This is a genomic window from Methylotuvimicrobium alcaliphilum 20Z (assembly GCF_000968535.2).
Classification (GTDB): Bacteria; Pseudomonadota; Gammaproteobacteria; order Methylococcales; family Methylomonadaceae; genus Methylotuvimicrobium; species Methylotuvimicrobium alcaliphilum.
In genome coordinates this window covers 871,525-895,746 of record NC_016112.1, presented here as the reverse complement: position 1 = coordinate 895,746, position 24,222 = coordinate 871,525, and the positions used below count along the sequence as shown (strand labels likewise).

Here is a 24,222-nt window from a genome sequence, read left to right as displayed (position 1 = left end):
CGATCCCTCACCTCACCTAACGCTAGGTAAGAGGCCAGCATAGAGCTTACATGGACGAATTTTCCATAAGCGGGCCGCCTGCATTGCCGTTGACATCGACCCAAAGATAGGGCAACCCCAAAGTCTCTAGCCAGGCAGGGCCTTGCTCTTCTTTCAGCATCGCAATGGTCGAAGCACTACCCGAAACCACGCAAAAGTCGCCGACGACACTAACCGAAGCTAAAAAACGCACCGGCCACCCTGTTATAGGATTTAGAACATGGCCATAACGCACACCTGCGATTTCTAAACAACGCTCGTAATCGCCGCTGCTCGCCAAGGCACCGCTTGCCAAACCCAATGATTGCATGACCTTGCCTTTACGCCGCGGATGCGCGATGCCGATTTGCCAAGGCGAACCGTCCGGCCGGGGTCCGACGATTTTAATATCGCCGCCAAGATTGATCAGACCATGCTCGATACCGACCTGCTGGCACAACCGGGCAGCGCGATCCACCGCGTATTCCTTAACGATACCGCCGAAATCAAGCTCCATACCGGACACAGAAAAACTTAATTTCGGCTGTTGCCAGCCGATCTTATGCCAACCGATTTTATCCAATAGCGCTTGAATTTGCCCTTCATCCGGCAAGATATTCCGGTCGAAACGCCAAGCCTTGCGCAAGATACCGGAACTAATATCAAACAAGCCGTCACTTTGTTCGTAGCAGGTTTGCGCATAATTCAACAAGCCGGCCGTTTCGTCGTCGACACTTATCGATCCCGCCCGAGCGGCGGTACGGTTTATTTCGGATAAGAAACTATCCGATCGGTAACGCGAATATAAACGCTCCAAACGCTGCACATCGGCGATAACGATATTCGCTGCTTGTTGGGCGGACTGCCGCGAGCGAGCAAACAACTGTATCTCGCAGGGCGTACCCATGGCTTTGAAGTTGAATCGAAAATAGTTTAGGGATGGCTTTTTCAAATCGAAGTTTCAGTGAGGCGTAAAAAATAGAGACAGGGCTTGATTGGAATCATACCTTTCACACTTTAAAAATTTTCGGCCTTGCCTGAAGAGGTATCGGGGTATGAGGCAAAAACTTGATGTCGCAACACCCAAAACCGAAATACTACCGTTCATTAATTTTTAACGAATGTAGGATGAGTAGAGCGGAGCGAAACCCATCATCGTATAAAAAGCATTTTGTCCACGAAACACACGAAAATCACGAAAATATTCAATTAGTTATACTCTCGAAGCCACTCACCCAATGGTTGATTCAAAAGATTTATGTAATCTTATGATTACTTTTGTATATTTCGTGATTTTAGTGGCCTAACTGCCGAATTTAGGATCATGGAGCGTAACGAGAGCCATTGCAACAAAGCGAGGGGGTTAGTGGCTACGCTATCACGAGCGAACCTGCGCTCAAACAAAGCGATGGGTTTCCGCTTGCTACCCATCCTACGGCGCTTTTTTAAATACAGGGGGTCTGAATAATTACCCACCCCGATGCCGAATTTTGATCTACGAGGGTAGAATTAAAACATATAACTCCACGATGCAAACAGAGAGCCCTTACGCTCTAATTGGAAGCCGTTGACATCTTCATGGACAGGCTGCAGCCATTCGACGCTTAAATGATTACCGGAAAACTCACCGCCCGGCACTACGACATTCAAACCGAAACCGACATCCCAAAATCGGCCGCCATAGTTTCGCGGGTCATCCAATGTGGACCCTGTCGGATTGACGTTATCGCAAGGCTCGGAAGCATTAGAATAGTTTACCGAGCAATTACCCGCTATCGGATTGAATCGACCGCTGATCGACCCTTCGGTCGTATAAACACCACGCACGGAACCGGACAGCCAATTGAAAATACTATAGCTACCCCAAGCGGTAGCTTGAAACATATTACCCAGCGCATATCCGGATGAGTTTTGATTCTGCATACGGACAGTTCCGCTTGCTTGCGCGCCCCACGATAACTTGTCGTACTGGCCGAGATAAGTCAGACTCGGTAAAAAATCCCAGGTCCCGCTACCGAGTTGCATTTGGTAATGAATAAAACCGCCGTCTTGCGTATGTTGACGATTGAGCTTCATGTCGGTATCGCCCGTCGGCGCGCTAAATCCAATCCCTAAATTCACATGGTGACCGCGATGCTTAAACAGCTTAAACATGCCGAACATCAAGGTATCGCCAATCCCCCCGGTCTCATGTCCGCCATGCAAGTGGTCGGCTCCTACGTTAACCGGCGGATTGATACCGGTCAATGGCCGTTGATTCATACCCATATCCATAAACATCGGCATCACCATGATATTAAACCAATCGGTCGGCGCATACATCAGATCGATCATATGCATATGCATGTCATGAAAGGTCGGCACCGTTCGATAACCGTTGGCGACCATTGACGTATCGCTAGCTTTACCGGCTCGATTCAGCATATTTCCGGTTTCCCGAAAATACTGATACACATACCCCACCATGAAGTCGCCTTCCTCATTAAGCATGTGCCCCCCGGTACACATCAAGCCGGCCGGCATGAGCGGTTCGTGCTCGGTCATATTATGGTGATGATGACTATGATCATCGGTCAAACTGCGTCCCAAATCGGAAAAATTAACATTGAGTTCGGCATTTGCAACGAGAAAGTTAAAATCGGCATAAGCCGGCTCGCCTCCACCGCCGATTTTCCAATCGCCGCGATGCATGTAATATTCCACGGAAGCATCGAGTCTGACACCCTTAGTAAATTGCTTACTGACCGTCACACCGCCACTCAGCGCGCCAAAGCCGGAAAGCCTGTGATCGCTGGAAAAGGTTTGTGTCGGCAGCTTGCTGTTATCGCTGGAATCCCTTGCGTTGCCAGGGTCATCAGACGGACCGGCTATCAAGAAAGGCGTATAGAAATCGGCTTCGCTTTGGGAATAGTAACGCACCCGAGGCGTGACCGACCAGCCCAAGCCCAACGGCTGCACCCAATCGGCATCGAAGGTATGCGCATTGATACCCCAATCGTCGAAATAAAACCGGTAATCGAAATGCAACGCGGCATCGAGCGGATTGATATATTGCACCCAGCCTGTATCGAAACTCCATTGATTGCGCAATTCCGGCCGCTGCTCCAAAAAGGCCTTCGATTGACCCACATATCGTACATCGGCGGGGCAATCCAAGCCGAAATCGCATTGTCCCGAAACATTAGAGTCGATAAAAATCGCCGTGACGGCTTTATAAGGGTTGCTCAAATAACCGGTACTGCGGGTGTAGCTAGCACCGAATTTAGCCAACGCGCTTTTGGTTACAATTTGCGTCAAGCCTAAATTGACCGTCCAATCCTCGCGTTTACCGCGCAGCACATTTTGACCGAATGGAACGGCTTCGAGCTTTGCGTATCGGGGCTGTAACCCAGGCAACGCGCCATCATACGCGCTGGTATTGATATAATTTTGCGCGTCATGGTTAAGCAGAGCCGACGTCGAGCTGTTCGCATAGCTCAAGCCTCCGCTGACCGTAGTCGTTTTTTGATTGAAATCGAGCGTCATGCCCAAATTGGCAAAGCGCGACTCATAATCGTTTTCGATGGACAATCCTCCGCCTGCGCTGACTGTAGCCTCATCCCATTCATAAGTCAGGTTGAAACTGCCTTCCTTGCGAACTTCCGGAGAGGCAACCGACATCGTATGAACATTTCTTTCATCGACTCCGAGACTACGCACTTGAAATGAATTCATATCCAGCTTCGTGCGAATCGGTCTTAACTGCGAGTCAAAAAAGACTCTACCCGCAGCCGAGCCACCCGTATTTAAAAACGGCGAAGCCCCCGCCATCGTCGCACCGGAACCAAATGCGACATTGCCTTGACGAGTTGCCGGTGCGGTACTCACCGGCGTGGCGCCGGACCAGGTGTCTTGCACATACTTGAAAGCGAATTTGATACGGTCGGCCAATCTGACATTCGCGGTCGTTTGCAGACTATCGACAGTTATTGGTTTGAATTGGCTTCTATTGAGAACAACTTCACCATCTAAATTGGTCACTTCACCCAAATCGCGTCGACTCTCTTCATAACGGCCGTATTGAAAAGTAAACTCATTGTCTTGCGCCGCCGCCGGAGCCAGTCCAGGCAAAATCAATGCCGCGGCCGTCAATGCTTGTAAACTGGTTCGCGCCGGCTTGCCATCGTCCTTGACAGATTTGGATTCGTCAATAACAGCCACAACCGCCTCCAGTTGCAGAACTACCCGCTCCTGCCGCTTCGCGGCTACCGTAATTGTGTCCACGCAAATCGTTTAGCAACGGATGGCGATCCAATGCCATTTGCGGCTTGGCCAGAGTGCCTCGCTCCCACGGCTCGACCGCCGCACAGCCCTGCAATGCGAAACCCCATATGAAAAAATACCAAGGTATTAATTTAGTCAATACGTTCATGATTTAGTGTTCTTGTTATTTACTTATACCCATCGCAGATCAAAATTCGGCGCTGGGGTGTTCGTCAAAGGACGCCGTGAACCCAGCACCTAAATTATCTAAGACAATTAATCATAGCCAATGGGCTAGGGAATTTAGGTGCTGGGTAAATACATCCCTGTAGGCTCTATGCCAGCTCCATGCTGGCGAAGCCTTTGCTGAAGACCCGGTGCCAAATCTTGATCTACAGAGGATATATGCTCCAATCCTAAGCGCTTATTCCATCAAAACCTGTTCGACCGCCTTTCTAAACTCTAAAGCCTCACCGGAGCGAAATCCAAGATGCACTTTTCTAACGATACCGTTCCGGTCGATTAGATAAGAAGACGGCATAGCTTTGACAGCATACTGTTGAGCACACTGCTGATTAACGTCGACGACGACTGAAAATTGCGCAGGATTTCGCGCCAAAAAATCCTCGGCATCTTGCAAATTCTCGTCGAGATTGACAGCAATCACCTCAAGGCCTTGAGCCTTGAGTTCGCGCTGCATTTTCGACATAAAAGGAAACGATTGCCGGCATGGAACACACCAGGAAGCCCAAAAATCGAGATATACCACTTTTCCTTCAAGCTCTTGCCAGGAAACTGCCGGATTGCCTTGCATTGTCGCCAATTGACATTGCGGAGCCGGTTGGCCAGTTAAGTCGGCATTAGCGGGATTAAAAAAAATCAGCGAAGCAAAACCGGCTACCAATGCTATCAATTTTATACGGGACATTTTTATTCGTTAGTTGTGGGAACAATTTTTCAGTTTTGTGTTTTTATGCTGAACTATAGCCATCGCATTTCAAATTTTAAAATTTGTGTATGGATGTAGTCTATTTTTGAGTCAATACCAAACAATGAAAGCATGCAATAACAGGACCATTTTACCTCCGCATTTGTCATTTGTTTGCATATTTAAAGCCTACACTGAAATCAGCTTGATTAGCCGCCATCATTATTTTGAAGATATCTCTCTTCATCACCGCACACCGAATACCGGCAGTCCGAACGCCATGGATGGCGTGAATGCGGATTTTGCAGGGGCAAAAATCTGCCCTTCTGCCGACGTCCTCATCTTCGCAGCACGAGCAATCTTTAAAAAATGCGGGATATCACACACTACATGAGTTAAATAACACAGTTTAATTACTCACGCCCTTCTCCGGGCAGCACCGAAAAACAATGTAAGCTAGCGAGAACCTTAAGCGCCACGCGACATTACCGATACTCCAAGACAACAAAATCCAAATCAACCGAACAACTCCCTCCTAAAACCTGCCACCTTCCTCCGACCGATTCAAAGGATATCGGATAAACCTAACAGATAATCGCAAATATTCGTCAATCTAGCCCAACATCAACTCACCATGAAAACTAACAGCATGATTTTCTTGCTTTATCTCTAATTAACAATAATCGTTTATACCTTTCGCACTTCAAATTTCGGCGATGCTTAAAGAGGCGCCGGGGTGATCGGTAAAGGCTTTGCCTACATGGACGTATTTACCCAGCACCTAAATTCCATAGCCCATTGGCCATGGTTAATTGTCTTGGATAATTTAGGTGCTGGGTTCACAGCGTCCTTTGACGATCACCCTGGCGCCGAATTTTGATCCACGATGGGTATAACGTTCAACATGGAGACTTGGCACGAGCCGGCGTCGTTCGGTTACAACCGAATTAACTTGATCCTATAAAAAGCATTTTTTGCACGAACACACACGAAAATCACAAAAATATTCAATCAATTGTACTTTTCAAGCTACCTGCCTAATGTATGATTCAAAGACTTATGTAGCCCCATGATTACTTTCGCGATCTTCGTAAACTGACTGCCGAAGCTAGGTTGATAGCCTAATGCCCGATAAATGCGTTTTATTTTTATGTTATATAACATAGTTTAATTAAAAAGCATGCACCTCCTCAATAAAAACTGAGCCTATCAGTAGGATATTAAATCATTATTTATTTTTGGCATGCTTATTGTAAACACTCTAACTCAACCTCATCTTTCTCGCCGAGAAAGCTGAAATGAAAATAACAACTGCCAATTAATTAACTAGAGGAAAGTAATGACAAACATCACCATAAAAAAAACCCTCTTTGCCGGGCTGAGCTTAGCGCTTTGCGGATTGGGCTCAAACGCCTACGCTCACACCGGAATTCAAAACCAGATCAACGGCACGGGAACTACCTATAACAATATTGTCATCGGCCACACCTGCGCACTCAACGGAAGACCTTTACCTGTCACCGCACAAAGCGTGGTATTTCCTACAGTCACCCCCTATTTCACCGTTGATAACGCACCAGTCGATATTAGTCTGGAAGATATTACGAACAGATCGACCTTGGCCGGATGGCCGCAGCTGATTCAGGATAACAACATTTTCAGACGCCAAAGCGAAAAAACCGACGCCCAGGGTAATGTCATCGGTTTCGAAGGATTCAGAGGCAGACTCGACCATAATTTACATGGCTTAGTGCCGTTTCGCACTGGCGGCATTAGCTTTAAAGAAGACACTACGGGCATAGTCGGGCCGGCCTGCATTCAAAGACTGCAAATAAAAATCGCGATTGCCGATATTTGCAGAAACAGATTTCCTCCCGTCGAAGGCACGGCAAACACATGGATACCGAATACCACCTCTAAATTCACTACTGAAATGAACGGCGCCACGTCCGGTCTTCGTAGCGGCGCGCCGGCGACATTAACGATCAACAACCCCAATTGCGCGGAAGGCGAAACCGTGGTGATGTGGCCGTCCGATCAAGACGTCGATGCCAATTTGCCTATCCAAAGAAGATGGGGCCGATAACCATTAAAATCCTAAGCCAACCCTACGCTTAGCTACCCGGCTGCAGAATAGCGCAAAGCCACAAACATCCTTCGGGTGCTTGTGGCTTACCTTTTTCTCAAAAGCCCCAGACATTTCATCGAGAATCACACTTTAGGATTTGGTCGTAAATAACTTTCCTATTTTACGGAAACTCAAAAGCCTTACTTTCTGCTCGGTAAAAAATCTGCGCGGCACTACCGAACCATTCTCACAAGCACTAAAATAACGAATTTTTCACCCCAACCCTTACTCATTTATTCATCAAACAAACAGAGGTATTAATTATCATGCATGCAAAATCTGTTTTTTTTGTCAAAACCGCTGTTTTGACCGCCTACTTAGTCGGTAATACGACATGGGCTCATGACCTTACCGGCAACCTTGAAAGCCCAGCCGGAATAGAGAACGTCTATACCGTCACCTGCGCAAACAACTCCACCCGCATGGAGGCGCGGCTACGCGCGACATCAGGCCCGACCTTGGTCCTGCACATAGAAAAAGACGGACTTTCGAACGAAACAAGCACCCCCGCAAGCGGCTTTAGCCCGATGATTGCCATTCCGGGCGGTGGCGGCGGTTATACGGTAAGCATTAGAAAATTCGACGACGACTTTTCCCTCTTCGCGCTCGAATACCATTGCCAAAATGAAACTGATCACACAGAGACTTCGCTCTTGACCGTAAAAACCAACAGCCCTATAGCAAACGGCGACAATGGAGGGAGCACGCCGCCGCCAAACGGAGATGACGGAGGAAACACAACGCCCGATCTGAGCTCATCCTTTGACTTACTGACCGAGTCCACTATTAGCGAAGGCGAAAACTTCTATGGCGGCATTGGGGTTCACGATAGTTGCCAAGGCGGAACCGGCAACACCCGCGTCATGGGGCATAGCGTCTTATTTCCGACGCAAAACCCTCGCGTGACCCGAGTTGACACCGCCGCAAACGTCTCTCTGGACAGCGTCTTGACCATTGGCAGCCTAGCCAATCTACCGCAACTCATTCAAAGCAACAGCCTCTCGGCCAGACAAAGCGAAAAAACGGATGCCAATAACAATGTCATCGGTTTTAACCATATCAGAACCCGAATTGCTCCTGGCTTGGAAGGCCTTATTCCCTTTCGCCTGGGACGCATTCAGTTCAAGCCGGAATCGTGCGCCAAAAACCTAATTATTCAACTGGCCGTGGCCGAGATCTGCCGAGGCAACGCATTCCCTCCTCAACCGGGAACGGCTAATCTTTGGATACCGAGCACGACATCCCGTTTCAACAATAACTCGATTCACGGCATCGGAGAGGCACCGACACTGACCGTCCAGCGTAATTTAACGGCCAACCCATTACCGGGAACTTGCGCCCTAGGTTATGACGTACTGATTGAGCCTTCATCGCAAGACATTGATAATAACCTGCCGATTACTAGATTCTGGAATTAAGGCGCGAATGCACATATACCTTTCAAACTTCAAATTTTAGCTCCGCCTGATAAGGCGCTAGGATGTTAGATCGATTTTTGCCCCTCGGTAATTGCCGAGGAGCAAAAATCTGCAAGCGCCAAGGAAGGAGGGATGGCGACTGCCTCATGATCGTTAAGGATCGAGCATAAAATAACTTCGACAACTTCTGGAAGGGGGGTCGGTGGCTCGATTGACAGGTGTCGGCGGCAGGGCAGATTTTTGCTCCTGCAAAATCTGCATTCATGCCATCCTTGGCAATCAGTCACCGCCGTCAAGCCTACATGGAAGTATTCACGGCGTCCTGTCAAGCGAGTCACCGAATCGCCGCAAAGCCTATTACTTGTAGCAGTTATTTTGCGCATATTCCTAAGTTTAATGCTTTTGTATCGAATAGCGCATTATGTTGGTGCAAAAAAGACAAACCGGATACTCGGCATTCCCATTCGGTTTTGCGATTAGGCTGTTACGATAAGACTCTCAATCCCTATGGAATGCCGAATATAGGGTATTAGCGCTTGGTTCAATGTTTCCCTATAAAACTGGCAACGATATTGCTTAATTTAAATTGAATTTGGAATTGTGGGATTACGAGGTAATCTGTTCTAGATTCCTTTTCAAAGGGTCATGTTATTTTCGATTTACTCTTATTCAAGGGGATTATCATGAAAAAAGTTGCCGTTCGACAAATGACAAAAAGCGAAGACCGAAGCGGTTCAATCAAAATGCTGGTGTTACAGCTTGTTTCTGTCACCGTACTGGTTGCAATTCAATTGATGTAGCTTTTTTGTTTGGCCTATGGCGCAACAAACCTGTCTTTGCCGAAAACAACAACGGCTTTTGGCTAATCAACCGGTTCGAAGCGCTTAACTTTAAACTTTCAAACCCTTCCCACATGCCTGTGAAACCAGGTATCCACAGCCATGGACGGCTTGCCAAGCGGTTAAATCAATCGGCTTTGTTTTTAGCAGGCTCTTTTTCGTCGGCTTCCTCGTCATTCTCGGCTGATGCAAGGGTTTCAATTGCGCGCCTTAACCAACTATACACCCGCTTGACCATCATGGATTCATCAGCGCTAATGCTAACTTGACGATAATGCGTATTGTCTTTTGCCGCCAAACGTCTTTTCGCCGCGCTAACAGCCACAATCGGCGTCTCGCGACCAACCAATAGGTCAAGTATCGGAAGTTCGGCCTGCCTAATCCATTCCAATGTGCTAGCGGCTCTATTACCAGCCACCGGAATATCGATCATCGCCAATGCCTTAATATCGTCTTGCAAAGCGCTTTGAGCCTGCAAAGCCATCAATGCCCCCATACCATGACCGACGATAGCAATAGTTTCGTATTCCTTTTTTTCCAAGAATTTTACCGCCGCTCGTAAACGCGCCGTCGCCTCGACAAACAAGTCGAAATAATCTTCCGCCTTGGCCCCAGACTCTCTTAACGGCATCTGTATCGCTAACGTCGACCAACGATGTTTCGGTAATTCGGTTCTCAGGCCATGAATCAATGGTTTTCTGTCCGGATCCGCACCTTTATCGTGCAATATAATTGCCGCTTCTTTGATATCCGGATATTCGGTCTCGGTATAGATACTTAAAAACTTTCGGTCATTCGCTTGCAGCCAAACGATTTCACCGGCATACAAAGTTGCGGCGATTCGTTCGGCAAAATCGGCCTCGCGGGCGACATCGGTTGCACCACAAACAAAGCTCCAGAATCCACCAATCAATACCAACCAGTATTTCAACCTATTCACCGCTTAACGACTCATTTAGGAACGGGCATAAAATACCTTCTTCAAATACTGGAATGGAGTTCGGTGACTCGGTTGACAGGTGTCGGCGGCAGGGCAGATTTTTGCTCCATGCAAAATCTGCATTCACGCCATCCTTGGCGTTCGAGCTGCCGCCAAGCCCCCATGGATGGGTTTACGGCGTTCCTCGACAGGCATACCCCACACCCTAAAATCGGCGAAACTGCTCAAACTGGGAATTGCTGCCGAAACTCTACAAAGCTTACTGTTTCGAGAATTTATTTTGCACATATTCCTTAGCCAATCATCGGGAAACCATTTGCGTTTTCCGGTAACGCGATTTGATTGCCATCGCCAAATCGTGAACCGCCATCGCATAATAAGAACTTTGGTTATAGCGAGTTATGACATAGAAGTTGGGATGACCAATCCAGTAATCATCGCCAATAGATTTTCTCAGTAATATTAAATGCAGCGGCCCCTCGCATTGGCAATAGCGCGCCGGAATCACTCCTGCTTGCTTGAATTGAGGCAGGGTATATTGATGATTGACACCGGTTTCAAGCGTATGAGCTTGCGCACCGTTCAGTTTAGCGGGCGTCACAATCGGTTGCCCCGATTGCCAACCGTGTTGCGCGAAATAATTGGCCACGCTGCCGATAGCATCTTCAGGGTTCCATAAATCCTTGCGACCATTCCCATTAAAATCGACAGCCCATTTTAAAAAACTGGTCGGCATAAACTGTCCCAAGCCCATCGCGCCGGCAAACGAACCGACCGGCTTGGCCGGGTCGAAACCTTCCTTGCCGGCCATAATCAGAAAGTTTTCGAGTTCGCCCCGAAAATAGTCGCCGCGCCTTTTATAGTCGAATGCTAATGTCGTCAAAGCATCAATGATACGGTGATTGCCAATATAACCGCCATAGGAGGTTTCAACACCGAGAATGCCTAAAATATATTCTGCCGGAACGCCGTATTTATCCTCCGCGCGACGCAAAGTCTCGCCATGTTTCATCCAAAACGAAACACCGCTATTGATATGGCGCTCGTCCAAAAATTTCGCGCGATAACGCGTCCAACCGCCCGGCGCAGGCTTCGCCCCCGGTTTTGCGGCTTGATCCGATTTATGCAAGTAATCCAAGGTCCATTGTTTTCGTTTCGCCTGTGAAAACAAGCCATTTAAATAATCCCGGCTGAAACCATGCTTTTGAACCATGCCATCGATGAAACGCTGCAAATCGCTATACCCCGCATAGTCTCCGGAAACTGACGCGGCACGATAGGGACCGATTTGTTTAGGCTGTAAGGAGGGTTTAGTAACCGGTTTGGCAACAACCGGAACGGACGCTTTGTCGGCAGACTTTAGAAACGGCGGGTGCTGTTGAGCCGTTGAGGAACATCCGGTTAGCATTAAAATGACGACGGCTATTTTTTTATACATCTTAGGTTACCTTGCGGAAAAACTCGATTCGGAGATCTATTATAGGGTCCTTAAATTCAAATTAAGAGTTAAAAAATTTATTCCAATCTAGAATAGCGCGCTTAGCTTGCGCTTCATTAAAACAACCTTTGCCTTTCTGCGATTTGCCGAAGAAAAACATAACACCCTAACGCCGCGAGTAAATGCTTAAGAGTATGCCCGCTAATACCATATAACCAATGGTAGACAGGACTATCCGCGACCTCAAAAGCCTTCGCCACACCATATAAACCCAAAAAAATCCAATAGGCACGCCCATGGGTAAAACGGGGTTTATACATCACTAATATTAACGGCATCAACAATAACGGCAAGAATTGAACTAGACCGTATAAACGTAAATCGCCATGGCCTTGCGACTCGGTATAATGCCAGTAAAGAACGGAAGCCAGCCCAGTCAACAGTAGCGGGTACAGTAACTTCGACGCGACCTCTTTAGATATATACTCGCCGACAATCACCGAAAAAAATGACATAAAAGCCAAGGTCATGGGCAATCTATCCCAAATCAACGTGCGGTTATTCGGGTCCAGATGATAATAAATCGAACCGCTTCCCAATAATGCCACGCTGCTAAAAAACAGCATATAAGACGGTAAAATAACATCGACGATTTTAGAGCGATCTACGGACAAAAGGGTCTTAACGCCGAACAACCCTACCAAGATAAAAGGCAAGTTGGACACAACATTGAAAAAATGTTTAATGCCAAGCATTTCTCTTTGATCGGCAAACTCATGATAAAACCGATCTTGGGGAATTGCCGGAAAAAAAAACATCACGATCACAGAAGCCGAAGCGATAGCAATCAATATCGAAGCCCGATAGTCGAGATTATTTGTCATCATCAAGCACCCTTCAAGAATTGCAAAAACGAATTAAATCCTATAGTTTCTGATATATTTCATGTGGCTACAGATCATCTTGATAAACAACCACTCTATTTCGTCCGCTATGTTTGGCTCGATACATCGCCTTATCGGCCGCCTCGATCATCGCGGGATAACTTTTATACCCCGGAGAATACACGGCCAATCCGACACTAACCGTTAGCTCATGATTGTGGAAACGCTCGCTCATGACTTTACCACGCCGCTCGATTTCACCTCGTATTCTCTCGGCGTAACCCAATGCGCCGGCTTGATCGGTATTGCGCAACACAAATAAAAATTCTTCGCCGCCGTAGCGGCCGATCAAATCGCCAGGGCGCGTCATGCTTCGTAAAATATCTGCAACGATCTTCAATACATCGTCACCCGCCTGATGACCGCACACATCATTAAAATGCTTAAATCGGTCGACATCGATAAAACCTACCGCGATTTTTGTTAATACTTGCGGTTCGCTTTCGAAAAGACGCGCCAAAAACTCGTTTATTACACGCTTGTTAAATAATTGCGTCAACGGGTCGACCTGAGACTCCTTTCTAGCCAAGGTATACTGCTTGGCATTCATCAACGCGATACCTAGCTCATTAACGATCGGCAACATTTCACCGAGAATCTTTTCATCCATTGCCCGTCCGCTTAACGAATTATCGGCATAGAGCACACCAACCAACTTGTTATGTCGCAAGACAGGCATTGCGATAAACTCGTCGACATTGATCCTATGAAGCATCTGCCGGTCGAGATTATCATCTTTTCTTATCAAGACCGGCTTTTTGTTCCGCAGGCAATCCAATAATTTACCGGTGACTTCACCGATTGGAATTTCAAACGGTTGCAATTCGTCTTTAAGAATCGACTCCGGCCACCAATGCGCGGCAATCAAGCCCCGGCGTTTCGGGTCGATATTTAACATGATGACTCGATCGAAACCGAAATCGCTTTGAATCGCCTCTAAAGTCCACGGTAAAAATTCTTCCGGATCGAGACTCCGGTGAGGGATCGTTAAAATTGAACCGTTCGAGGCCACCCCAGCATTGCCTCCATCCGATTTGTCATGTCGGGTTTTGTTACCGATAACGCTTAGTTTAATCGTCGCCTGCACCAGTGTCGCTCTAAGTTTATGAATATTAGGAAATGAAATACCGTAAAACTCTCGGGTATTGGCCATTTCCCGATCGACATGTTCAAGTAACTGCTCCAAATTCAACTTATCGATATCGATAATTTTTAAGACTTCTGCTTGTAAATCCGGACTACAAATTTTTTCGCTAGACCCCACCCCCTGAACCCATGCAATATAATTGGCAAATGAAATAATCGCGGTCTCGGTTTTAAATTGAGCATACGGGGAATCGGTAGGCGGCATTTCGTGATGAAAGCCGATCATTGCGGTAATCGCAGGCGGTAAGTTCCAGGTCGAGCAGAAAACTAAACCGATTTCGGTATGCGTTAAGCCGAAAAAAGTTTTCTCGCTTTCCATCAGCGATTGATCGCTTTTATCGTATGCCGTTAAATAATCGCTATACGACACACGCCCATAACTTTCCAATACGACTTTGCCGACATCGTGCAACAAACCGCCTGTGTAGATCATATCCGGATCGGGATGTTTCAAGGTTACGGCAATCGCCTTACTCATCGATGCGACGAACAAACAATGTTGCCAAAAAAACATCTGATTGAACGATTGCTTCGATTTATGCCGGATTAGCCGATTATAAAATAACTGATCCAAAGCAGCCTGCCTAACGGCTGAAAACCCAAGCATATTGACCGCATGCTTGATCGAAGTGATTTTTTTAGGCAGACAAAATGCCGCCGAATTAACTATCCTTAGCACTTTAGCCGCCAACGCCGGCTCCGTCTCGATCACTTTCGATAGATCTTTTGCCCGGGTGTTTTCATCGTTGGTAAGTTTAAGTAATTTAATCGCTGCAGCCGGGATCAACTGCAAATGCCTGACTTCCTTTTTTAGAACCGCGCGAGCCGCCTTGGCAATCCCTGCGGGATAGCCAAGCAAATCTTCGCTTGCTGAAGCGGTATTGTTATCCATAATAGTGGCTGCTTATATCGATTATCGTTAAAAATTGCAGAATGCAGGTAGATTATGTGAAAAACATTAAGCCGGCAATGCGCAATTGCCCATAACCTCTACCCTAGAACATAAAATTCAATAGTTTTAACACCTTCTGTTCGTACTAAGGATTTCGTGACAAATAACTTTCTGAACCTATGTACTTAGGAACGGATTCGGCAACTCACTTGACAGCCACCAACACATGTCAATCCAGTTACCCATCCTAGCTACCCTGAATAAATAATAAGGAAGTTATTTATGACTAAATCCTAAGCTTGTCGAAATGCGTTTTGATCCGGCATTAACACCTATACATTTCTCAAACTCATTATGCCTTGATTTAAGTACACCACGAACTGCGATCTCTTGAACGACTCGGAAGCCCCCCCGGATCCAACCGACAGAATTAGGATAAAGGTTATATGATTTTCAAGCAGATATTTGAGAACTATGAAACGTATCAAGCAAAAGACATCCAAATATAAAGCAATTGTCCAGTAATATACCCGTCGTAGATCAAAATTCGGCACCTGGGGTCCGCTAAAGGACGCCGTGAATACGTCCATGTAGGCTCTATGCCAGCTCCATGCTGGCAAAGCCTTTATGAGCGCCATGGATGGCGTGAATGTCGATTTTGCAGGAGCGAAAATCGACCGGACACCCAGGCGCCTCCTTTGGCACTGCCGAAATTTGAAATGCGAAAGGTATATTTCGCCCTCCGCTCTGATTTTCCCGATGAACTGAATTACATTCGCTTACCTTTTTTGAGTAACTTCTGCTATATTCACTCGCCAACAAGAAATGAAAGCACATTCCGAATCATCATTTTCAGACGGAAAATTACAACAACAATCAATGCTATCAGGACGAAAATATGTCAGAGTTTATTTATGTGTTAACCGTTATTTATTTTATTTTTGTGGTTAAAGAGGCCGAAGGGGAAAACATCGCAGCATTTTGCCTTCGTGTCTTACCAGGCATTTGGTCGCCTATACAAAAATCGTATGCAAATCTACGCGATCGTTTCTTTAATTTAATCAACTTTAAACCGACAAGCTTCGCATAAAGCAACGCATTAAGTTCTTACCGCTAATAAATGGCCGAATCAAAAACTTACCTGAATGTGCCGTATGCGCAAAAAGATGCGGCTAAAGCGCTCGGCGCAAGATGGGATCCTGCTCAAAAGAAATGGTATGTCCCAGGCAATAAGGACATATCACTTTTTGCGCAATGGCAATCACAAGACGAAACACCCAAGTCGACTTTGGCTTCCGATGCTGAATCGGCTTCATCCATCAAAAGAAGCCACACAACTAATAACGTCGGCCCGGGCGTTATTACCTATGCAACAGATAAAGACTTTGTAGCCTATAGCGGTGATGAGCCGCCATGGGAATAAACTTATCTTGTGAAAATAAACAAAATATACTCATCGAAAAATCAAAATTCGGCACCGGGATGACCGTCAAAGGACGCCGTGAACCCAGCACCTAAATTATCTAAGACATTAACCATAGCCAATGGGCTATGGAATTTAGGTGCTGGATGAATACATCCATATAGACTCTATGCCAGTCTCTCACCTAGCGTTAAGTGAGGGACCGATCACCCCGGCGCCTCCTTAAGCATCGCCGAAATTTGAAGTGTAAAAGGCACAACCTCCCGCAACACTGAACTTTGTCATTCTTTTCACTTGTCGCCACCGAACAAAGAAACTCGGAAGACAACAACAAATAAAGCCACTCGAAGCTCGTAATCAAATTGACCGATTTTGTGCCGCTATCGATTTACTGCTAACCTTCAGGCTTTAAAAAGTAACCATGGATCCATTGTGAATAGCAGTTCCGTTCAAGCCATTGCCAAACAAAGCCGTCTTGCGGCACGTCAATTATCATCGACATCCGAGTCACTGCGTAATCTTGCGCTTTCAAAAATGGTCGACTCGCTTCAATCAGCTAAACACCGGGTTCTGGAAGTCAATGCCGAAGAAGTCGAAAAAGCTCGGCAAGTTGGACAGTCGAATGCACTGGTCAAACGTTTGACGATCGACGACAAAGTTTTTCAATATATGATATCGAGGCTAAATAAAGTCGCTCGACGGCCGGACCCGTTAAATCGCGTACTTGAAGGCCATACCAATCCCGCCGGACTTCAGGTGTTTAAAAAATCGGTTCCGCTTGGCGTCATCGGCATCATTTACGAATCGCGGCCTAATGTCACCACCGATGCCGCCGGAGTTTGTATCAAAAGCGGTAATGCCGTCATCTTGCGAGGCGGTTCGGAAGCACTGCAAACTAACATGCTCCTGGCAGATGCGATGATTGAAGGCGCTGTAGCCGCCGGTCTTCCGGAACATGCGATACAGATTATCCGCACGCCCGGTCATGAGGCTGTTGGAGAACTGCTCAAGATGGATGATTATATAGACGTATTGATTCCGCGCGGCGGCAAAGACTTGATCAAACGTATCGCCGAAGGCACCCGAATTCCTGTCATCAAACATTACGACGGCATCTGTCATCTTTATATCGCGGCAGACGCGGCCCCTGCTCAATCGGTCGATCTAGCGATCAATTCGAAATGCCAAAGCGTTCAAGTCTGTAACGCACTTGAAACCTTATTGATCGACCAAAAATGCGCGGAACAAATGCTACCGCTGCTTCAGGCAGCATTTGACGCAAACAATATCGAGCTACGCGGCTGCGAAAAGACACAAAAGCTCTTACCAAGTATTGCCCCTGCGACAGAAGAAGATTGGCATAGCGAATATCTGGCGCCGATACTTTCAATAAAAATCGTTAACGGCATTAATGAAGCGATCGATCATATCAATCACTATGGATCGGGACATACCGATGCCATTGTTACGCAAAGCCTAAACATGGCTCAACAATTCGAGCATCAGGTTGACTCGGCCTCGGTATTGATCAATGCTTCCACAAGATTATCGGGCGGCGGCGATTACGGCTTGGGATCGGTAGTCGGCATCAGCACCGACAAACTACACGCCCGCGGCCCGGTCGGGCCGGATGAACTGACAACCTATAAGTGGGTAGCCTATGGCAATGGCCATTTGAGGAATTAACCTATACCAGCGTAGATCAAATTCGGCACCGAGGGCCGTCTATATAGGATCTAAGCCAGCTCAATACTCGTAAAACCTTTGCCGCAACCACCCCTCTTCAGACACTACTACAATTTGAAGCGCGAAAGGTATATGACTATTGTTTTAGGTTGACCAAAAAAAGAGCTTAGATCGAAACGATCTAAAGCTCTTTTTTTATTTAAACGCAAATTATCCAAAATCGCTTCTGTAGAAATGTCTGCTCTGCACAAAAAGCTGGGCAACGATTGCTTGAACGCGCAGGGCGCGCCGATTTACGGATTCATGATCTGCGCCGCACGTTAGGCAGTTGGCAAGCGAAAACCGGAGCCAGTCTGTTGACGATTGGCAAAAGCCTCAATCATAAAAGCACCCGATCCACCGCGATTTATGCGCGACTCGATCTCGGCCCCGTCAGAGAGTCGGCCAGTCGTGCAACGGCGGCCATGTTGAATGCGGCAAAAAACAGCGCTTAAAACTATTGACCGAAACCTTCCAAGAAATCCGGATGAAAAAGCATCCAAATACCGCAGGGGATCTGAATAATTACTCCTATTGTAATGCGCGGCTCGTTGACCGGATTTTTTGTCCGAAATATGGGATTTTTAGCGATAATTAAATATTATGGTCGGTATCGACCCTTTGCGAACTGTTGATTGATTTGATGCAATGGCTGAAACTAGAACTTTAGCGGCCGGATTTATTGTCACCAACGCCTATACAGGCAGGAAAACTATATGCCATCACCAAGATCAAGAAATATTGACGATAAACCCAAAGCTAAAAACTGGCTGGAAAACAATAAGCAAAAATCTCAACTATTCCTAGAAATACTAAATAAGTTGAACACATTCTATGTTGGTGACTTTGATATTTTGTACGTCCGCAATATCGATACAATGACACCAAGATAGGCGATTACACTATTGTAAGTGCAAGAGGCGATGGGAGTGTCGAACTAAAGCTTTTATTAGGCAATGGCGTATGGAACAAATTCATCGTAAACAGCTTGGATGAGTTCGATACCGTTATAGCCTTTATGGAAAAACATCAATTTAAGAGCTTTTGTTTTTCCTATGAGCATTACTCGTCACAGTTTGAGCTTCAAGTTAAGCAAAGCCTGGATAGTGATGCCACACAACGACAAAACCGATTGGCATCTTCGCACAAAACACCATCTAAGATGGAAACTATAGTAACTGTTTTTAAAAGAAATCCGGATGTGGTAGCTGAAGTGCTAATAAGGGCAAAAGGAAAGTGTGAGTCATGTGGAAAACCAGCCCCTTTTAAAAGACGTAAAGATGATAAGCCTTACCTAGAGGTCCATCATAAAGTGTTCCTATCCAATGGTGGCGATGACACAGTTGAAAATGCGGAAGCTCTTTGTCCCAATTGTCATAAGGAAAAGCACTTTGGCTAACAAACAAATTAACTCGGATTACAAAAACCGCTACTCGCTTTTACGTTCGGATATTTGCAGCATTAAACGAGCAATTTATAACATAAACCGGTCATTCAGAAATCAACCTCGAAGGTCGGAAGTTGGCCGTTATGTGAAGTTTCCTTTTATGCACAGTTTCTTAGTTTCGAATAACTGACATTAGGAATCAAGCGGATTTAGCAAGGCATCCAGATAAAAAGTTGGTCATAATTTTTGCAAACTTCAGGGAGAGATTATCTGTTGTTCAATTCAGAAAACAACCCTCAGTACAACAGATAACTTTTTTTACTTAAATTAGTTCTAAACAGGAAAACAATCATGCGGAATTTATCCGTCATGTCGATAAAAAATGATAATTCAAATGGCCAGATGACATCGACTGGAATAAAAGCTGATATTGCTCCCTTTTAGTGTATTTGAAAGCTTGTTTTAAATCATGGAAATTATGCAAAGATTGCGAGCGCGATAGAGTATTTACAGCCAGCTTTCATCATGGTTAAGCAAAACCGCTGCACATAAAAGGAAACTTCACATAATGGCCGTGAGCGGTCAGTTTTGAAAGGGTCGTTTTGCTGTTTTCGTGCCTTTTTACTAGGATGGCGCCAATCTCCAGAATAAATTGACCGCCTTCAACGACCTGGCTTCCAACTCAACGATACAAAGAATTTTCCGTACCTGCGTGATGTTGTAGCCAGGCTGATAGCTGAGCAATATCCTCGGGTGACGCAGTGTGATGAATTCGCCCGTACATACAAATATTCAGGTCCGTTAACACCTAAAAAGAGCAGACCTGTTTCTTAATGTTTTCCATATGCGGTTTTTTGTTACTTGGCTCGTAGCGTGAGCCCTTGAAAAATCCAAAACTATGATCTATATATAAAACATAAAGCATTATTATGAGTCATATATAAACCTTTTCTTACTTGCCGAAGCGCTTGGGAACTGCTAATGTGATTCGCATGCCGATCACAAGATAGCCCTGCGATCCATTTATAAACCAACAGTTAAACTATGGCCAAAGTATCGGCACGCACCTATTCCCGCTATAGCCGTGAAGCGATGACGCTTCTGGGCAAGCTCATCCGCGCCGCACGAATAGAGCGTAAGATGACCGCACAAGAGGTTGCCGAACGCGCCGGTATCTCGCGCGGACTTTTGCAGCGCATTGAAAAAGGAGATCCCAAGTGCGAACTCGGGGCAACTTTTGAAGTTGCCGCCCTAGTCGGCATCAAACTTTTTGATATCGAAGCGACGACGCTCAATGGGCATATTCGTCAAACCGAGGACAAGCTCGCGCTTCTCCCGAGGTCTGTGCGGAAGAAAGTAAAAGTCGTTGATGATGACTTCTAATCACGCCGATAAAGAAGCCTATGTCTGGATATGGTTGCCTGAGGCAACCGAGCCGGTCGTCGCGGGCAAGCTTGAAGCCGACGATCAGGGCAATATTCATTTCAACTACGGCAAAAGCTATCTGGAGCGCGTCAAGGATACGGCCCCGGCTATTCCCATCTACCTGCCGGAGCTACCGCTCAAGAAGGGGATATTGCCACTACCGGATGGGCTGAGCATGCCTGGCTGTATTCGTGATGCCGCTCCGGACGCATGGGGACGACGCGTCATCATCAATATAAAGCTTGGACGGAAAGGCAAAGATACGGATACCGATGCGCTTGGCGAACTGACCTATTTACTGGAATCGGGCTCTGATCGTATCGGCGCTCTGGATTTCCAGCGCTCGCCAAGTGAATACATCCCCCGCTCCGCAAGAAATGTCCCGCTGGAAGAATTGCTTAAATCCGCCGAACGAGTCGAGCAAGGTATTCCGCTCACGCCGGAGCTGGATCAAGCGCTCTTCCATGGAAGCTCTATCGGTGGCGCACGCCCCAAGGCCTTGATCGAAGACCAAGGAACAAAATACATCGCCAAATTTTCATCGAGTTCCGACCTCTACAGTGTCGTAAAGGCTGAATTCATCGCCATGCGGCTGGCGGTCGCAGCCGGGGTGAAAGCTGCCCCCGTAAAGCTTGTTCAAGCCGCAAACAAGGACATCCTTCTGATCGAACGGTTTGATCGCGAAAAAACCGACCATGGCTGGACGCGCAAAGCCATGGTTTCCGCCTTAACGCTGTTTGGCCTCGACGACATGATGGTGCGTTACGCGAGCTATGAAACGTTTGCAGAAATCATACGACATCGCTTCGACAACCCCAAAAAAACGCTCGAAGAGCTGTTTTCTCGTCTCGTCTTTAACATCTTGTGCGGCAATACCGATGACCACGCACGCAATCACGCGGCCTTTTGGAACGGCAAAACACTCAGCCTTACACCTGCTTACGATATTTGCCCGCAAAACCGTACCGGTAATGAAGCCTCACAAGCCATGCTCATTTCCGGGAACAACAATCTGAGCAAACTCAAGTCGTGCCTTACGGCAGCACCCCACTTTCAACTCCCGCAGGATGAAGCGAAAGCCATTTTCGATAGGCATCGCGAAGCCATTGAAGCAAATTGGAACAACGTGTGCGATGAGGCCAAGCTCAGTGAGATTGATCGAAAACTATTTTGGAAACGGCAGTTTCTGAACCCGTCAGTGTTTGAAGAGTAATACGCATTCGCCCATCGGTTTTGGATGCTCAATTCTTTGATAATCGCATGGGTAGCGACACTTGGAATACTCGTCAAATGAACCGATCATTTTGTGGCTCATTTTTTTAAATTCATGAGCCACAAGTCTTGTTGTATTGAATCCGTGAGCCTCAAAAACATTCCCCCAACTGTTCCAGTTGCGGCAGCAGGCCGGCCGCGATCATAAAACCTTGATCGAATCATGGGTCCTGCAAATCGAGGACGATCGGTTGATGTCTGAGACAAAATCTTTCATCATGCAGGCTGGCGTTGACATAGGTCGTTTCACCTTGCTTTAACACGCCATGACATTCATGAATGTGGCCAAAAACATGAAATTTTGGCCGAACGCGTTGAACAGCGACAGCCAACGCTTCGCAGCCGACATGTTCACCAAACACCTCATCCAAAATACCATAGGGCGGCGTATGCGTTATCAATACGTCGGTATTACTCGGAATGCCATCCCAAATCTCGGCTAATCGAGGACCGCGCGGTAGATTGAACGCCCAATCACAAAACTCCGGCTGCCAGGGCGATCCCCAAAAGTTCACGCCATTGATTTCAATGCCTGCGTCTTCAAGATAAATGGCGTTTTTGAGCAGATTTATTGCCGCGCCCTTCCCCACTATTTCAAACGGCCAGTCATGATTTCCGGCAATCACGAGTTTGCACCGATGCGGCAGCGTACCTAACCAATCGTCGAAACGTTTGACCTCGGCTAGCCTTCCTTCTAAACAGATATCGCCGGCGACGATCAGTACATCGCCATCCGGCACCGACACTGTTTGCTGCGCATCATGCAGGTCTGACAGGCAAACCAGGCGTAAAGCGGGTTTATTTTGATTGTCGATCGGTGCCATTGTCTCTCCTTATGTCTTGTTGCTAGACATATTAACCTAAAAACGATCTTCCGCAAACATTTACCTGATTAGCAAGTTTCTTCAGCTAAAGCCCAAAAACCAGCATATCCCTAGCAGGACGGGGTTTGCAACCCCGTCCTAAACGTTTTGGCTTTGGCCGAAGTCAGCCGAATTGTTTAGGGCAAACCGAAACGTTGGGGACGGGTTAAATAACCCGTCCCGCAGAAGTGGCTACGACTGGCCACTGCTCGGACAGTTGACTTCGGCAAGCTGAAGCATCTTGCTAATCAGGAACATTTATGAACTGCTCTTGTCATTTCACGAAATCTAGCAGCAACTCGCTGACAGAAAATGCCATTGGCGCTGAATTCTGAGGTGGTTTCCGTTCGATGCGCAATTCGTTCGCCGCCGCAACCATGATGCCCCACTGATCCGGGTAAGTATTTCGAGAACCTTTGGCAGCTTTGGCCAAGATTGACTCTTGAGCGATCAGCCAAGTCCTTTCCTTCGAAAAGTGGTCTTCCATTTCGCGATCAACCGCCTCTTCTACCTGAATTACAATAACAGCCACGTCTATGACTCGGTGCTCATTGAATACGACCATGATGGCATCGTAACCAGAGTTCTTTTGACCTTCGCTGAGTGGATTAAAAATCCGCAAAGCAGCGCCACTTTCATAGCCCAATTCAACAGGATCGGTAGCTTCAAGCCGGCGTAATACATTATGTTTGAATGATAACTGTTGCTTATACCGATTCTTTTCGTCTACAACGGGACGCTGGGTACCCCGCCCTCTCGCGGTTTGACCTTCCGGAATGGCTTCACGGTAAATCTGCCAGGTTTTGAGGAGTTGCGGTCGTTTGATTTTTTTTTGGTACAGCGCCTCAGCCAAACCGTTGAAATCGCTCTCGGTCGCAACTCGATTGATTTTTTCCAACAATTCGATAGAGTCGGCATTAATGCCTTCCGGAATATCCAGCGGTGTCTTTACGTTTTCCCATCCGCCCGTTTGCAATTCGACGGCAAAACGCCCAACCCTCAGATAGCGCCAAAGCACTGAAATCCGCACGCCCTCCTTCTCGGCACGGGTTTTCAGCCAGTCGCTAAAACTCTTGGCCTTTTGTTCTCGCCAAACTTGCTTATCCTGGGTATCAATCAGATATACGGATTCTTGACGCCAGTTGAAGTTGCGGAGTTTAGACATGAAAAGCAAGTAAATTCATGAACATTACG

At 46.8% G+C, this 24,222-nt stretch carries 19 protein-coding genes; 9 read left to right on the top strand and 10 right to left on the bottom strand.

What is annotated here, in order from left to right; all coding sequences use genetic code 11:
- Positions 1-46: 46 nt before the first annotated feature.
- From MEALZ_RS03935 to MEALZ_RS03920, 4 genes are all read right to left on the bottom strand, one after another.
- Positions 47-925, bottom strand: coding sequence for an FAD:protein FMN transferase (locus tag MEALZ_RS03935; RefSeq protein ID WP_014147310.1), 879 nt, complete (start codon positions 923-925; stop codon positions 47-49).
- Positions 926-1,527: 602 nt separating this feature from the next.
- Positions 1,528-4,218, bottom strand: coding sequence for a DUF3570 domain-containing protein (locus MEALZ_RS03930; RefSeq protein ID WP_048481321.1), 2,691 nt, complete (start codon positions 4,216-4,218; stop codon positions 1,528-1,530).
- Entirely contained in the window at positions 4,205-4,429 is a 225-nt protein-coding gene (locus MEALZ_RS03925; RefSeq protein ID WP_014147308.1) for a DUF4266 domain-containing protein, read from the bottom strand. Before MEALZ_RS03925 ends, MEALZ_RS03930 begins: the two co-directional genes overlap by 14 nt.
- Before the next feature lie 255 nt (positions 4,430-4,684).
- Positions 4,685-5,188 (bottom strand): TlpA family protein disulfide reductase, encoded by a 504-nt coding sequence (locus MEALZ_RS03920; protein ID WP_014147307.1) that lies wholly within the window; start codon positions 5,186-5,188, stop codon positions 4,685-4,687.
- A 124-nt stretch (positions 5,189-5,312) separates the two neighbouring features.
- On the opposite strand from MEALZ_RS03920, the gene MEALZ_RS22570 reads away from it, so the two are divergent.
- The 3 genes from MEALZ_RS22570 (at position 5,313) to MEALZ_RS03910 (ending at position 8,734) form a co-directional block, all read left to right on the top strand.
- Entirely contained in the window at positions 5,313-5,582 is a 270-nt protein-coding gene (locus MEALZ_RS22570) for a hypothetical protein (protein WP_162472913.1), read from the top strand.
- A 945-nt stretch (positions 5,583-6,527) separates the two neighbouring features.
- Complete coding sequence (locus MEALZ_RS03915) at positions 6,528-7,274, top strand: hypothetical protein (protein WP_014147306.1); 747 nt, start codon at positions 6,528-6,530, stop codon at positions 7,272-7,274.
- A 308-nt stretch (positions 7,275-7,582) separates the two neighbouring features.
- Entirely contained in the window at positions 7,583-8,734 is a 1,152-nt protein-coding gene (locus MEALZ_RS03910) for a hypothetical protein (RefSeq protein ID WP_014147305.1), read from the top strand.
- Positions 8,735-9,700: 966 nt separating this feature from the next.
- On the opposite strand, the gene MEALZ_RS03905 is transcribed toward MEALZ_RS03910, so the two are convergent.
- The 4 genes from MEALZ_RS03905 to MEALZ_RS03890 all read right to left on the bottom strand — a co-directional run bounded on the left by MEALZ_RS03905 (position 9,701) and on the right by MEALZ_RS03890 (position 14,933).
- Positions 9,701-10,513, bottom strand: a complete 813-nt coding sequence (locus MEALZ_RS03905; RefSeq protein ID WP_014147303.1) for a DUF3530 family protein — start codon at positions 10,511-10,513, stop codon at positions 9,701-9,703.
- Positions 10,514-10,814: 301 nt separating this feature from the next.
- A complete protein-coding gene (gene mltB, locus MEALZ_RS03900; protein WP_014147302.1) occupies positions 10,815-11,951 on the bottom strand; it encodes a lytic murein transglycosylase B in 1,137 nt (378 codons plus the stop codon).
- Positions 11,952-12,067: 116 nt separating this feature from the next.
- Entirely contained in the window at positions 12,068-12,838 is a 771-nt protein-coding gene (locus tag MEALZ_RS03895; RefSeq protein WP_014147301.1) for a ceramidase domain-containing protein, read from the bottom strand.
- 64 nt (positions 12,839-12,902) lie between these two features.
- Entirely contained in the window at positions 12,903-14,933 is a 2,031-nt protein-coding gene (locus MEALZ_RS03890; protein WP_014147300.1) for an HDOD domain-containing protein, read from the bottom strand.
- Positions 14,934-16,053: 1,120 nt separating this feature from the next.
- Here MEALZ_RS03890 and MEALZ_RS03875 point away from each other — a divergent pair.
- From MEALZ_RS03875 to MEALZ_RS03850, 6 genes are all read left to right on the top strand, one after another.
- A complete protein-coding gene (locus MEALZ_RS03875; RefSeq protein WP_014147298.1) occupies positions 16,054-16,356 on the top strand; it encodes a DUF5710 domain-containing protein in 303 nt (100 codons plus the stop codon).
- Between the two features lie 432 nt (positions 16,357-16,788).
- Entirely contained in the window at positions 16,789-18,042 is a 1,254-nt protein-coding gene (locus MEALZ_RS03870) for a glutamate-5-semialdehyde dehydrogenase (protein ID WP_014147297.1), read from the top strand.
- A 209-nt stretch (positions 18,043-18,251) separates the two neighbouring features.
- Positions 18,252-18,536 carry a tyrosine-type recombinase/integrase gene (locus MEALZ_RS03865; protein ID WP_332881503.1) on the top strand — a complete coding sequence of 95 codons (285 nt, stop codon included), beginning with the start codon at positions 18,252-18,254 and terminating at the stop codon, positions 18,534-18,536.
- A 533-nt stretch (positions 18,537-19,069) separates the two neighbouring features.
- Positions 19,070-19,480: an HNH endonuclease gene (locus MEALZ_RS03860; RefSeq protein ID WP_014147293.1), complete on the top strand. Its 411-nt coding sequence runs from the start codon at positions 19,070-19,072 to the stop codon at positions 19,478-19,480.
- 1,032 nt (positions 19,481-20,512) lie between these two features.
- On the top strand, positions 20,513-20,851 hold the full coding sequence (locus MEALZ_RS03855; protein WP_014147292.1) for a helix-turn-helix transcriptional regulator: 339 nt from the start codon (positions 20,513-20,515) through the stop codon (positions 20,849-20,851).
- Positions 20,838-22,106, top strand: a complete 1,269-nt coding sequence (locus MEALZ_RS03850; RefSeq protein WP_223842347.1) for a type II toxin-antitoxin system HipA family toxin — start codon at positions 20,838-20,840, stop codon at positions 22,104-22,106. The genes MEALZ_RS03855 and MEALZ_RS03850 overlap by 14 nt, the downstream gene beginning before the upstream one ends.
- A 220-nt stretch (positions 22,107-22,326) precedes the next feature.
- Here the strand turns inward: MEALZ_RS03850 and MEALZ_RS03845 are convergent, their stop codons facing one another.
- Positions 22,327-22,989 carry a metallophosphatase domain-containing protein gene (locus MEALZ_RS03845; RefSeq protein ID WP_014147290.1) on the bottom strand — a complete coding sequence of 221 codons (663 nt, stop codon included), beginning with the start codon at positions 22,987-22,989 and terminating at the stop codon, positions 22,327-22,329.
- A 313-nt stretch (positions 22,990-23,302) separates the two neighbouring features.
- Positions 23,303-24,193, bottom strand: coding sequence for a hypothetical protein (locus MEALZ_RS03840; protein WP_014147289.1), 891 nt, complete (start codon positions 24,191-24,193; stop codon positions 23,303-23,305).
- Between the last annotated feature and the right edge of the window lie 29 nt (positions 24,194-24,222).